11 protein-coding genes and 1 tRNA gene are annotated in these 13,292 nt (G+C 36.8%); 11 read left to right on the top strand and 1 reads right to left on the bottom strand.

Features of this window, described 5'->3' with window-relative positions; translation table 11 throughout:
- Positions 1-4: 4 nt before the first annotated feature.
- On the top strand, positions 5-955 hold the full coding sequence (gene trxB / locus ACFS6I_RS10565) for a thioredoxin-disulfide reductase (RefSeq protein ID WP_021190301.1): 951 nt from the start codon (positions 5-7) through the stop codon (positions 953-955).
- 71 nt (positions 956-1,026) lie between these two features.
- On the opposite strand, the gene rnhA is transcribed toward trxB, so the two are convergent.
- Positions 1,027-1,530: a ribonuclease HI gene (rnhA, locus tag ACFS6I_RS10560; RefSeq protein ID WP_183913604.1), complete on the bottom strand. Its 504-nt coding sequence runs from the start codon at positions 1,528-1,530 to the stop codon at positions 1,027-1,029.
- Positions 1,531-1,637: 107 nt separating this feature from the next.
- On the opposite strand from rnhA, the gene ACFS6I_RS10555 reads away from it, so the two are divergent.
- The 10 genes from ACFS6I_RS10555 to ACFS6I_RS10510 all read left to right on the top strand — a co-directional run bounded on the left by ACFS6I_RS10555 (position 1,638) and on the right by ACFS6I_RS10510 (position 13,228).
- Positions 1,638-3,479, top strand: a complete 1,842-nt coding sequence (locus ACFS6I_RS10555) for an alpha-L-fucosidase (protein ID WP_380920299.1) — start codon at positions 1,638-1,640, stop codon at positions 3,477-3,479.
- Positions 3,480-3,521: 42 nt separating this feature from the next.
- Positions 3,522-3,968: a hypothetical protein gene (locus ACFS6I_RS10550; protein WP_380920298.1), complete on the top strand. Its 447-nt coding sequence runs from the start codon at positions 3,522-3,524 to the stop codon at positions 3,966-3,968.
- Positions 3,969-3,982: 14 nt separating this feature from the next.
- Positions 3,983-4,684, top strand: a complete 702-nt coding sequence (locus ACFS6I_RS10545; RefSeq protein ID WP_380920296.1) for an SIR2 family NAD-dependent protein deacylase — start codon at positions 3,983-3,985, stop codon at positions 4,682-4,684.
- Positions 4,685-4,861: 177 nt separating this feature from the next.
- Positions 4,862-6,487 carry a beta-N-acetylhexosaminidase gene (locus tag ACFS6I_RS10540; RefSeq protein ID WP_380920294.1) on the top strand — a complete coding sequence of 542 codons (1,626 nt, stop codon included), beginning with the start codon at positions 4,862-4,864 and terminating at the stop codon, positions 6,485-6,487.
- A 10-nt stretch (positions 6,488-6,497) separates the two neighbouring features.
- Positions 6,498-8,000 (top strand): alpha-L-fucosidase, encoded by a 1,503-nt coding sequence (locus tag ACFS6I_RS10535; RefSeq protein ID WP_380920292.1) that lies wholly within the window; start codon positions 6,498-6,500, stop codon positions 7,998-8,000.
- Between the two features lie 86 nt (positions 8,001-8,086).
- Positions 8,087-9,211: a DUF2891 domain-containing protein gene (locus ACFS6I_RS10530; protein ID WP_380920290.1), complete on the top strand. Its 1,125-nt coding sequence runs from the start codon at positions 8,087-8,089 to the stop codon at positions 9,209-9,211.
- A 4-nt stretch (positions 9,212-9,215) separates the two neighbouring features.
- Positions 9,216-10,076, top strand: coding sequence for an energy transducer TonB (locus tag ACFS6I_RS10525; protein ID WP_380920288.1), 861 nt, complete (start codon positions 9,216-9,218; stop codon positions 10,074-10,076).
- A gap of 129 nt (positions 10,077-10,205) precedes the next feature.
- Positions 10,206-12,095 (top strand): molecular chaperone HtpG, encoded by a 1,890-nt coding sequence (gene htpG / locus ACFS6I_RS10520; protein WP_380920286.1) that lies wholly within the window; start codon positions 10,206-10,208, stop codon positions 12,093-12,095.
- Between the two features lie 115 nt (positions 12,096-12,210).
- Positions 12,211-12,284: transfer RNA gene (locus tag ACFS6I_RS10515), tRNA-His, on the top strand.
- A 257-nt stretch (positions 12,285-12,541) separates the two neighbouring features.
- Positions 12,542-13,228 carry a hypothetical protein gene (locus ACFS6I_RS10510; RefSeq protein ID WP_380920284.1) on the top strand — a complete coding sequence of 229 codons (687 nt, stop codon included), beginning with the start codon at positions 12,542-12,544 and terminating at the stop codon, positions 13,226-13,228.
- Positions 13,229-13,292: the final 64 nt, after the last annotated feature.

Genomic DNA, 13,292 nt, shown 5'->3' with positions numbered 1-13,292 from the left:
TATTATGTCTCAAGAAATAGAACACCTACAGTGTTTAATAATTGGTTCAGGACCCGCAGGATATACGGCAGCGATTTATGCAGCCCGTGCTGATATGAAACCTGTTATCTATACAGGGATGGTACCAGGCGGTCAGTTGACGCAGACAACAGAAGTGGATAACTTTCCTGGATACCCAAAAGGGATTACAGGACCGATCATGATGGAAGATCTACGTATGCAAGCAGAGCGTTTTGGTACTGATGTCCGTTTCGGATATGCAACTAAAGTTGATTTCTCTGGTCCGGTACATCAGGTTGAAATCGACGGAATTAAAACTGTTACTGCAGATACAGTAATCATCGCTACAGGTGCAACAGCAAAATGGCTAGGACTTGATAGCGAACAAAAGTATAATGGTTTTGGTGTATCTGCATGTGCAGTATGTGACGGTTTTTTCTTTAAAAACCAAGAAGTAGCGATTGTAGGTGCTGGTGATACGGCAGCTGAAGAGGCTACCTATTTAGCAAAATTATGTTCAAAAGTACATATGTTGGTACGTCGTGATGAATTTAGAGCTTCTAAAGCAATGGTTCACCGCGTGATGAATACACCAAATATCGAAGTACATTACAATTCGGAAACCAAGGAAATCTTAGGTGACGGTCAAGTGGTAACAGGTGTTCGTGTTTTAAATAACAAAGATCAATCTGAAAAAGTATTGGATGTAACAGGATTTTTTGTTGCTATTGGACACAAGCCAAATACAGAACTTTTCAATGGTATCTTAGATATGGATGAAACAGGTTATTTAATTACACAGCCAAATACGACGGCAACGAATATTCCAGGTGTATTTGCCTGTGGAGATGTACAGGATAATGTATACCGCCAAGCAATTACAGCTGCAGGAACTGGTTGTATGGCTGCTTTAGAAGCAGAGCGTTATCTAGCCGCTAAAGAGGATGTTGCATAAATAATAAGTAATCTCATAAAAAGGCCAGGAAATTATTCCTAGCCTTTTTTATACCATATTCGTTAAAAATTTTATAGCTGAGCTTTAGCTTCTTCCATTTCATATACTGAATCAATCTTCCAAGAAGATTGATCTTTCGAAGCTTTTACAGCCAACTGGTCACACCGCTCATTTAAAGGATGGCCAGCATGCCCTTTTACCCATACTAATTTAACCTGATGTAGTTTGTATACCTGCATCAATCTTATCCAAAGATCTTTATTTTTCTTTCCTGCAAATCCTTTTTGAATCCAACCATATACCCATTTCTTGTCGATGGCATCTATAACATACTTGGAATCTGAATAGACTGTAACCTTCTGGTTGAGATTTTTTAAAGCTTCTAGACCAACAATTACCGCCATCAGCTCCATGCGATTATTAGTGGTCTTACGATAACCACCAGAAAACTCTTTCTCAATCAGTTTACCTTTATACGCTTCATTATCACCCGTATAAACTGTCCTTAATATCGTACCGTAGCCACCTGGTCCTGGATTACCGCTCGAAGCACCATCCGTGTATAATTCAATCATCAGTACAAAGATAAATTATTAAGCCAAAAAACCGACTTTAAGTTTGAATTGAACGAATAAATTCTTACTTTTCACCTTTTTAAAACCTGATATTTCAATAAGTAACTATGATTCGGAAGAAGTCAATATTAGCAGTGTTGTTTTTAGCGCTTTCTAGCTATAACGTTTTTGCACAAGAAACTAAAAACAAGAATGAGGACGTAAAAAAAATGGAATGGTTTGAAGATGCAAAATTAGGCATTTTTATCCATTGGGGAATTTATTCCGTTAAGGGGATTTCTGAATCTTGGGCTTTTTTCAATAACTATATCAGTCATGAAAATTACATGAAGCAGTTGGGTGGTTTTACAGCCAACCAATATCAACCGGAAGAATGGGCAAAATTGATTCAGGAATCGGGAGCGAAGTATTCTGTTATAACAACACGTCATCATGATGGTGTATCCCTTTGGGACAGCAAATCGGATAATGCGATTACAACAGCGAAAGATGCCGCAGCGAAAAAGGATGTTCTGACTCCTTTTGTATCAGCGCTTCAGAAGAAAGGTCTTAAAACCGGATTGTATTACTCATTACCAGATTGGAGTCATCCTGACTATGATGTCAATACGAGAATAAAAAAACGTTATAATGTAAGCGATGATGCCAATCGTTGGAATAAGTTTGTGAATTACTATCAGGGACAGTTAGCAGAATTGTCTAAAGCATATAAACCAGATCTAATTTGGTTCGATGGTGATTGGGAACACAATGATCAGGAATGGCGTGCAAAAGAAACATTGACGCAATTGCGCAAGTATAATCCTAATATCATCATCAATTCCAGACTGAATCAACATGGTGACTATGATACTCCAGAGCAGGGTATTCCGGTTGTAAAACCTGAAGCACGCTACTGGGAGCTTTGCTATACCATGAATGATTCTTGGGGATATCAGCATTTTGACCATCATTATAAAACACCAAATATGATCGTCCGCACTTTGGTAGATTGTATTTCAATGGGCGGAAATCTTTTATTGGATATTGGCCCTAAAGCCGATGGAACAATTCCTACAGAACAGGTGGAGATCCTGAAAGAATTAGGAAGATGGACTTCTAAACACAAGGACGCTATTTATGGTACGCGAGCCGGAGTGCAATCTCGGTTTTGGAATGATAAAAATGCTTTTTCTAAAGATGGAAAAACATTATACATCTACTTGGATAACGTAAAAGATAAATTAGTTTTACAAGGTCTGAAAACTAAACCTACTTCAATTAAATTTGTTGGAAATTCAGACAAAATAGATTATCAGTATGATGATTATACGTTAGAATTAAATCTACCGACAGCTAATTTCGATCCAGCTGTAACTGTTGTAGCGATTACCTTTAATGAGAAGCCAGCTATTGATTTGGAAAGAAAAGAAGTGAGTTATACTGCTTATGAAATTGCTGGCCAAAATCAAGCAGCGCATGCAATTGCAACAATTAGTAAAGCTACTGCTATAGGATCCAATTTGTTTAAAGACAAAATCAGTGCAGACGGCGATATATTAGATAAAAACTTAAAATTTGCATCTGCCGATATGAAAGAATGGGTAGCAAAAAATGCAGAAATCTTACATGATGCTGAAGCTGGAATTCCTGATGGACATTACGCGGGATTAAGTGCGCTTTCTAAAGATAAACAGACACTTTATCTTTTCGTTGAAGGAACTCCAACGGGTCCCATTGCATTAAAGGGGCTTAAGAATACCATTGCACGTATACGCATAGTAGGCGAAGGTTCTATGATCGGGCATGATATATTCAATAAATTATACTGGAGTTCGACACCAGGTATTGTTTATATTGACGTTCCTAAAGAACGGGTCGATAAAAACATGACAGTAATTGCGGTTTTATTAGATAAACCAATTGAATTGTATCGAGAGCACGTAGGAGCTATTGAAAGTAATTTATAAATTTGTAAAGAGGCAATTAAAATTGCCTCTTTTTTTATGACTATGAAATATTTTTTAACACTGTTACCCTTGTCACTGCTACTTTCCTGTAATAATGGAAACGGAAATGAAACGCAAAAGCAACGTGCCGATTCACTTGCCCGGGAAGTGCTGGAGCAACGCCTGGATATTAGAAATCTCGCCAATTCGGATCATTTTATGTACTATGAGGATACCGAAGCTCAAAATACAACAGATATAAAGAAACTCGCTGGAGTTGAAAAAATAAAGGCTAAGGTAGTTGCTTATCGCATCTATAAGAATCTTAGTTTGGAAAACAACCGTTATGTTTTTAAAGCCAAATCTCCCTTAGAATTGCATATACCGAATAAGATTTTTGTGAGTTTTGAAAGAGCATTTATAACATCCAATAATAATGTCATCAGCAGTAAAGACTCAATTAAATTGGAATTGCCCACAAATTTCCAAGATTCGGTCTTAACTTGGTAGTAGATAATGAAGATATGAAGAAGAAAATCATTGTATTTACCGGAGCTGGTATCTCAGCAGAAAGTGGTATTAAGACATTTAGAGATGCGAATGGATTGTGGGAGGGCCATGATGTAGATGACGTTGCTAGTATTGATGGCTGGTACCGTAATCCCAAACTCGTTCAAGATTTTTATAACATGCGGCGACAAGTCGCTATGCAGGCTAAACCAAATGCTGCGCACCAAGCTTTAGTTGTTTTAGGCAAATCATTTGATGTACAGATTGTGACGCAAAATGTGGATACACTACATGAACGGGCAGGTTCTGATCATGTACTTCATTTGCATGGAAGATTAGATCAAGCTTGCTCATCAAAAGATAAAAAGTTAATCTATCCAATCGACGGTTATGAGATCAAAATGGGTGACTTATGTGAAAAAGGTTCGCAATTAAGACCTAATATAGTATGGTTTGGTGAGGCAGTTCCAAATATGGAAACTGCCATTCACATGGCACGAGAGGCCGACATAATGATTGTTATCGGCACCTCTTTAGCAGTATATCCAGCTGCTGGATTAGTTGATGTAATAGCACCTACATGCGATTTATATGTTGTTGATAAACAAATTAACACATCGCGGATACCCAAACGGGCAAGTACCATAGAAAGTGCTGCATCGGAGGCAGTTCCCTATCTGGTTGCCCAGCTAATAGAGCGATATGCTACTTTGTAAGCAATTCATTACGCTAACGTTTTCGTCATTTACACAATCGTTTGCATCCTAGATATTCCCTGAGATGATCAGCAAGAAGCATATATTTAGATTTTATAAATCGAATTAATACGTTGTTCTTTCTGACCACATCTCGAGACAATCAAGGCGTAGTCGTGATAGGTTTAATAAAATTTTATGATCACAAAAAAACTTGGCAAAGCAGCAGCATTTATCTTCTTGTTGACGATTAACTCCAGTGTTACGAAAGCACAGTTATCGCTAATTCCGAAGCCAGATTTTATACAGATGACGGAAGGGGCGTATTTCTTCCCTTCAGTAAGTAAGATACAAATAGGAGATGAGGCTTTTGATACGGTTGGTCGGTATCTTCAAAAGCAGCTTTTATCAAAATTTGGTTATACAGGACTTATCCATCATGATAAAAAACAGGTTTCAGCAATTCAATTTGTTCATAAGCAAAATCTTGAAAGTGAAGAATATGAAATTAAGACAGCGAGCAGTACGCTAATTATTTATGCAAGCTCTCCTGCAGGAGCTACCCATGCCGTCAGTTCGCTTTTGCAAGCATTTAGCTTTGGAAATAAATCTGCGTCTGGAATCACTATTCCTGCTTTTGAAATCAAAGATAAACCAGCATATCCATGGCGAGGTTTTATGTTAGATGAATCACGTCACTTTTTTGGAAAGGAGAAGGTGAAATCCATTTTAGATTGGATGGCATTTTACAAACTCAATAAGTTCCACTGGCACTTGACTGATGAGCCCGCTTGGCGATTAGAAATCCAAAAATATCCTCTATTAACATTGGTCGGTGGTATTGGCTCCCAGACTGATCCATATGCTCCCGCGGCCTATTATACGCAGGCAGATATTACAGAGATTGTAGCTTATGCACAAGAAAGGAACATCGAAGTCATTCCTGAAATCGATATGCCCGGCCATGCCACAGCGGCAAATCGAGCTTATCCGCAATTAAGTGGTGGTGGAAATGATAAACATCCAGATTTTACTTTTCATCCGGCTAAAGATATAACGTATTCTTTTTTAACTCAGGTGTTGCGCGAAACGAAAGCGTTGTTTCCATCGTCGGTAATACATTTAGGGGGAGATGAAGTATCATTTGGCAGTGAAGCATGGAATTCAGATACTAAAGTGCACGATTTGAAGCAGAAGCATGATTTAAAAGATAACAAAGCGGTCGAAAATTACTTTATGCGTCGCATGGCAGATTCGTTAAAAACAATGAATGCCACTTTACTAGCATGGGATGAGATGGTAGATGCCGATTTGTCTAAAGAGAAAACTATACTCATGTGGTGGCGGCATGATAAACCTAAGCAGTTAAAAGCAATATTAAAGGCTGGCTATAAAACAATACTGACACCAAGATTACCGCTTTATTTTGATTTTGTACAGGAAGAATCGCATAAATATGGGCGAAAATGGGGAAAACTGTACAATCCTTTGGAAAATGTTTATAATTTTTCTCCAAATAATTATGCTTCGTTGACGACCGATAAAAATCAGATTCTAGGTATTCAGGGAAATTTGTGGACGGAAACCGTTATCAATACCAATAGATTAGACTATTTAACTTTTCCACGATTGGCCGCTCTGGCGGAGGTCGGTTGGACGAAAAGTTCAAATAAAAATTACCTGCAATTTTCAGAATCATTGAAAAAACATTTGAATTTGTACCGTGAAGCAAATTTGTACTACTACGATCCATTTACAAATACACATCCAGAACCGGTGGTGATAAAAAAGACACAACGCGTTTATATTGATAATCCTGAATAACCAATTAAATATGAGTAACTTATTAAGCAGATCTATACTTGCTGTGGCATTGTTAGCTGGAGCCAATTCCCTACAGGCACAATGGACCGGGCCAAAAATTAAATCAACAGAAATCAAAGAAATTAAGTATGGACCGTTGTCACCTGCCAATCGGACAGATGAGGCAATGGTTGCATTCCGCAATTATGGATTAGGTCAATTTATACATTGGGGGCTATATGCAATACCAGGTAATGAATGGGAAGGAGTAAGTGCACGTGGTGGTGCGGCAGCATCCGAATGGATCCGTTCATGGAGAGGACCATCAGCCCCTAAAGATTGGGTGAATACATACGACAACCTTTACAAACAATTTAATCCTAAAGATTTTGACGCAAAGCGTTGGGCAAAGCAGGCAAAAGACATGGGAGCGAAGTACGTGATTTTTACGACAAAGCATCATGATGGTTTCGCGATGTGGCCAACCAAATATTCGCCTTATAATATCAGTAAGACACCCTATAAAAAAGATATTGTGAAAGAGGTTGTAGATGCCTATACGGCAGTAGGTATCGATGTTTACCTTTATTTCTCTGTATTGGAATGGAACAATCCTGATTATATGGGTAAAGAACCTAAAACGGAAGAGGAGAAGAAAAAGTTTGATAAATTCTTGAAATATACTAGAAATCAATTACTGGAGTTGATGACTAATTATCCAAAGATGAAAGGATTTTGGTTTGATGGCACTTGGGATCAGTCTTGGATAAAGTCTTATGATTTTACTTACAATCTTGAAAAAGAACTTCGGGAAAAACACCCTGGTCTTATCATTGGCTCCCGTTTTCGAAATGATGAATTTGGGAAACGTCATTTTGATTCTAATGGTCAGATGTTAGGCGATTATGAACAAGGCTGGGAACGTAAATTGCCAGGAGATATCACTTGGTTAGAGGGGCGCGATTGGGATTGTGTGATGACGATTCCACCAAACGGTTGGGGATATATGAAAGATTGGTCGGGTATTTATACCAAAACCACAGACGATATCATCGATATGCTGACCTATTCAGCATCCCTAAGTGGTAATTTTGTTTTAAATTTCGGTCCAGATGGCCAAGGAAATATGCATCCTGAGGAAGATAAAATAGCAAAAGAGCTTGGTGAATGGATGAAAATAAATGGTGAAGCAATCTATGGAGCCAAACATGCTGGGATGACCAATTCTAAACTAGGGTACTTCACTAAAAAAGCAGATAACTTATACCTCACAGTTTTCAACAGACCCGTCAATAATATTGTCCGGATATCTGTGCCCAAGGCAGCGACAGAGGTTCCTGTGTCTGCCACGTTATTAGTCAATGGACAAATGTTAGAGGTGCGTCATTCAGATCTTGGTATCGATCTCGATAAAAATACCTATTATGACGTGTTATTGCCAAAAAGTTTCCAGTCGGATAGAGCCTTTGTCATTAAAATGAAAACCGGTGCACCTAAAGGAAAAGCAGAGAAGCTAATGGATGCTAAGATGTAAAATCTTTTATAAACGTCTAAAAAAGCCAAAATTTAATCATTTTGGCTTTTTTTTGTTACTTTTAAAAATCAATTAATGTACCGCACATGTTCAAAATATTAGTTACCATTTTTACTTGTACTGTTTTATTGTCATGCAACAATAACAACAAGAATCAAGGAGCAGCTTCTCAACAAAAAGAAACAGAAAATAGCACAGAAGGAAAAAATCAACAGGTCGTACTAGATTCTACTGAGGCAAAAAGGATATTGGCACTGCCATTACATTGCCTTGAACAGGAGTATCCAAATAAACTGGGGCAGGTCATCGGATCTGCTAAAGATCTGAAATCACCAAAACAATTACATCCCATCTTTTACGGCTGTTTTGATTGGCATTCATCCGTTCATGGTTATTGGTCAATCGTTAAAATATTGAAAACCTTCCCTAATCTCAGTGAAAGTAAGCAAGCAAGACTGATCTTGAATGATAAAATAACTAAAACGAATGTTGATCAAGAAATTGCTTTCTTTCTGGACAGTAATAATACAAGCTTCGAACGTACCTATGGATGGGCGTGGCTCTTGCAATTGCAGACAGAATTATTGACTTGGAATGATGCAGAAGGGACACAGTGGGCCACAGCATTGCAACCTTTGGCAGATCTGCTCGTAAAACGTTACGAAGGGTACTTGCCTAAACTCGTTTACCCAATTCGTTCGGGACAGCATGATAACACTGCTTTTGGATTTACATTATCAATGGATTATGCGAAGGTGACGCAAGATACAGCTTTTCAAAATTTAATTACACAACATGCAAAGCGCCTTTTTATAAACGATAAATCTTGCTCTCTGGCATTTGAACCAAGTGGTAGCGACTTTCTTTCTCCTTGCTTAGAAGAGGCATTATTGATGACAAAAGTTTTAAATGATGACGAATATAAAAAATGGTTAACAGACTTTATGCCCGATTTATTTGTGAAAGACTTTAAGTTAGAGCCGGGTATTGTTAAAGACCGTACGGATGGCAAGCTTGTTCATTTAGATGGATTGAATTTTAGCCGTGCAACTTGTCTTAATGGTATCGCGACAAAATTACCGGAACTAAATCATTTACATCAACAGGCCAATAACCACCTCACTTACTCGCTGCCAAATATCAGCAATGATGACTATATGGGTTCGCATTGGTTAGGAACTTTTGCATTATATGCCATAACACATCAGTAAGTCTATGATCAAGTTTATTTTTTCGATTATAATCGCATTGAGCATGATCAGTTCATGTACCCCGATTTCTTTAAATAAAAACAAGAGTGATGCCGATGTTGTCGATCAGCATCCTGTACCACCGAAAGGCATGGATGAATTTATGCACTATATTGGAGATAATTTTCATTATTCTAAGGAGATGATCAATAATCAAATTTCAGGTTTGGTGGAGATCTCATTTGTGGTTGAAAAAGACGGATCAATAGTCGACATGAAAGTTGAAAAAGATTTGGGGTTTGGTACAGGCGAAGAAGGAATACGGCTCATTAAAGAGTATGGCAATTGGAAACCTGGTTATCAAAAAGGTAAACCGGTCAGAGTAGCCTACACACTTCCGATACGTTTAAATTTAATGGATACTCCTGAAGCACCGTTGATTAATAAATCTATTAAGGCGATATTTGATATACCCTTATCGTGGAAAAAAGATGAAATCATTGGATTCGTAAATCAGAATAAATTTTCCGTTCATGATCAAGGTAATACTGTTTTTGTTCCCAATTATAAATTCAAAGACCTAACATCCAATTTTTTTGGAATTCGTGCATCTGACGAGCAAAAGGTTGATGAATTTGCACTCATGTATAAATTTTCAAATGATGGAAAAGACCAGATAATCTCTAAATACAATCGTTTTTTGCAAGAAATGATACTCCTTTATGGCGAACCTTCGCTTATAAAATTTAGGAAAATTGATCAATATACCGATTTGAATCAATTGGAAGCAAATCCTGTTATTTGGAACTGTACAAATGCATTAATTTCAATAGCATTTGATAATAATTCAAATGAATTATTGACTACAATAACAAATAAGGATTAAATCTAGCAATATACGACTCCGGTATTGTCATTTTAACTTAAAAGATGACATCTTGTCTCAAATTGACTGTTTGGAATATGGATTGATGTTTAATTGTGAAATCAATTAGCAATTAAATATAAAATATATATGAACACAGAAAAAGGATCTATTTCAATCCACACGGAAAACATTTTTCCTGTCATTAAAAAATTCTTATACTCTGATAATGAGATCTTCTTACGCGAGTTAGTTTCAAACGCGGTCGATGCTTCTCAAAAAATAAAACGCTTGGCTTCATTAGGTCAATACCAAGGTGAAGTAGGTGATTTATTAGTTGATGTAAAACTTGATGAAGCTGCGAAAACGATTACCATTTCGGATAATGGTATCGGTATGACAGCTGACGAGATTAAAAAATACATCAATCAAGTTGCCTTCTCAGGTGCAACTGAATTTATGGAAAAATTCAAAGAAGCAAATGATGCAAATGAAATCATCGGTCGATTTGGATTAGGTTTCTATTCCGCATTTATGGTTGCTGATAACGTTGAAATTGAAACGCTATCTTACCAAGATGGGGCAGAGGCTGCGCATTGGACATGTGATGGTAGTACTTCGTATGAAATTTCTGCAGGTACACGTACGACACGTGGTACTGATATCATTTTACACATTAATGAAGAGTCTTCAGAATTCCTAAGCCAATCGCGTTTACAGGAGATCTTGGACAAATATGCGCGTTTCCTTCCTGTAAATATCCGTTTCGGAACGAAAACAACTTCTGAACCAGATGGCGAAGATGAAGAAGGAAAACCAAAATATAAATCTGTTGAAGTTGATAACATCATCAACAACACAAGCCCAGCTTGGACGAAAGCTCCATCTGAACTGACAGATGCAGACTATTTGGCTTTCTATAAAGAGTTGTATCCATATTCAATGGACGAACCATTATTCTGGATCCATTTAAATGTGGATTATCCATTTAATTTAACCGGAATTTTATACTTCCCGAAAATTAAAAATGAATTAGAAATTCAACGTAATAAAATCAAATTATACTCACGTCAAGTATTCATTACCGACGAAGTAAAAGATATTGTTCCTGAATTTTTAATGTTGTTACATGGTGTAATTGACTCACCGGATATCCCATTAAACGTTTCAAGAAGCTTCTTACAAGCAGATAGTAACGTGAAAAAGATCAACAACTATATCACTAAAAAAGTAGCTGATAAGTTGCAGGAAATCTTTAAAACAGATCGTAAAGGTTTTGAAGAAAAATGGAATGATATCGGTTTATTTATCAAATATGGTATGTTGAGCGATGAGAAATTTGCTGAAAAAGCAAATGAATTCTGTTTATTGACCAATACAAATAAAGAGAATTACACCATCAAAGAGTATTATGAAAAAGTAAAAGATATTCAAGTTGATAAAGATGGAAATATCATTTATTTATATACTCATGATGCCGCTCAGCAAGATAGCTTCATTGCTACAGCAAAAACAAAAGGCTATGATGTACTGGTATTAGATGGTCCACTGGACACCCATATCACTTCTTATTTGGAACAAAAAGGAGGTGAAAAGGTACAGTTGAAACGTGTAGATGCAGATGTCATCGATAAGCTGATTCAAAAAGATGAGAAGCAAGAATTGTCAATTTCCGAAGAGGAGTCTAAACAAGCTTTATCAATCTTTGAAAAAGCAATCAGCCGTCCTGACATGAAAGTTGAAGTGGACGCATTATCTGCAGAAGAATTACCTGTATCAGTAACGATCGATGAGTTTATGCGTCGTATGAAAGATATGGCCAAAACCAATGGCGGAATGAACTTTTACGGTAACTTACCTGACAACTATAAGGTAACCGTAAATGGTAACCATCCACTGGTGAAACGCATTTTATCAAGTACTGAAGAAGAAGGTGCACAATTGGCAAAACAAGCGTTTGACTTAGCATTATTATCTCGCGGTTTGTTAACAGGTGCTGCATTAACATCATTTGTGAAACGCAGTGTTGAGATGATCTAATAAAGATTAAAAAATAATACCTTAATCCTCATTACGATACGTTGTAATGAGGATTTTTTGCTTAAAAACATTTGGAGTATATCAAATAAAATTCTACTTTTGTAGCACAAACACGGTAGATGTAGCTCAGTTGGTTAGAGCATCGGTTTGTGGTACCGAGGGTCGTGGGTTCGAGCCCCATCATTTACCCAAAAGGCGAAAGATTTATCTTTCGCCTTTTCTTTTTTTAGCGCCTTATTTTAATCTTTCACGATTATTCAAAATCAGATCGAAACTATATGCTTTTAAAAGTACGCTTGGGGTTTAATTCTTGCATCTGTTTGCTTAAGTTTATGATTTGAAACTTAGTATCAAGAATAGTTATCTTTATTGGGAAAGATAGCAGCTGTTTCTAATAAATCACTAATTTGATCACCTGCAATCATACGTGATTAGTATCCTATATTATGAAAAAAATCATTAATAAAAATCCAAAACTGATATTTGTCATACCATTAGGTATTTTTCTGTTTCTAGGACTCTTGCTATTATTTTTAGCAGTGAAATATCCAGAAAATGTACCGTTCTATGGATGGATCACCATTATCCTGTTTGTACTTTTGCCAGCGATCTGTATGTATGGTTTTATATTTGGTTTGCGCTTAACTGAAAAACAACAACGATCTAGTGAAACACAACGCAATGTGATCACTTATTCAGAACAAGAAATTTGGATTCATAAGCCGATACTTGACGGCACCTATAGGATTAATTGGTCTATTATTGACAAGATCGTCTATTTCGATTATCCCGGTGATGATCATGCTTATTATACATTTTATCTGAACGATTTCCCAGAATTTATTAAAAATAAGAAGCAATGGTGGTTAAATAGATTATTTCCGGTGAATGTGAACATGAGAAAGTTTAATCTGAATAATGATTGTCTAAATTTTTATGATTTACCGGAAAAGCTAAACGAATATTTAAATGTGGTCACTGACACTGATTTTGCAGATCCGCGTAAAGGAAAACTCATATCGAAGGAAGAGATCTATAAATCTGGATATACTGAAACGATTGAACATTGGCAGCCGAGTCGTGATATCAAATGGGAGAAAATTTTATTTCAAAGATCTGACAACAATGCGTAGGAGCGAAGAGCGAAACGTTCGAAATGGTAGATCATTTACTAACCTATAAGATTAACAATAAACA

Origin of the sequence: Sphingobacterium anhuiense, assembly GCF_042686355.1 — a bacterium.
Taxonomy (GTDB): domain Bacteria; phylum Bacteroidota; class Bacteroidia; order Sphingobacteriales; family Sphingobacteriaceae; genus Sphingobacterium; species Sphingobacterium anhuiense.
The sequence above is the reverse complement of the archived record's forward strand: the minus strand, read 5'-3'. Positions and strand labels throughout refer to the sequence as shown.

What these genes read in the sequence shown, in the direction of transcription:
- ACFS6I_RS10525 (WP_380920288.1), top strand. Translation starts at nt 9,216, where the DNA reads ATGATCAAGTTTATTTTTTCGATTATAATCGCATTGAGCATGATCAGT.
- htpG (WP_380920286.1), top strand. Translation starts at nt 10,206, where the DNA reads ATGAACACAGAAAAAGGATCTATTTCAATCCACACGGAAAACATTTTT.
- rnhA (WP_183913604.1), bottom strand. Translation starts at nt 1,530, where the DNA reads ATGATTGAATTATACACGGATGGTGCTTCGAGCGGTAATCCAGGACCA.
- ACFS6I_RS10530 (WP_380920290.1), top strand. Translation starts at nt 8,087, where the DNA reads ATGTTCAAAATATTAGTTACCATTTTTACTTGTACTGTTTTATTGTCA.
- ACFS6I_RS10535 (WP_380920292.1), top strand. Translation starts at nt 6,498, where the DNA reads ATGAGTAACTTATTAAGCAGATCTATACTTGCTGTGGCATTGTTAGCT.
- ACFS6I_RS10550 (WP_380920298.1), top strand. Translation starts at nt 3,522, where the DNA reads ATGAAATATTTTTTAACACTGTTACCCTTGTCACTGCTACTTTCCTGT.
- ACFS6I_RS10545 (WP_380920296.1), top strand. Translation starts at nt 3,983, where the DNA reads ATGAAGAAGAAAATCATTGTATTTACCGGAGCTGGTATCTCAGCAGAA.
- ACFS6I_RS10540 (WP_380920294.1), top strand. Translation starts at nt 4,862, where the DNA reads ATGATCACAAAAAAACTTGGCAAAGCAGCAGCATTTATCTTCTTGTTG.
- trxB (WP_021190301.1), top strand. Translation starts at nt 5, where the DNA reads ATGTCTCAAGAAATAGAACACCTACAGTGTTTAATAATTGGTTCAGGA.
- ACFS6I_RS10510 (WP_380920284.1), top strand. Translation starts at nt 12,542, where the DNA reads ATGAAAAAAATCATTAATAAAAATCCAAAACTGATATTTGTCATACCA.
- ACFS6I_RS10555 (WP_380920299.1), top strand. Translation starts at nt 1,638, where the DNA reads ATGATTCGGAAGAAGTCAATATTAGCAGTGTTGTTTTTAGCGCTTTCT.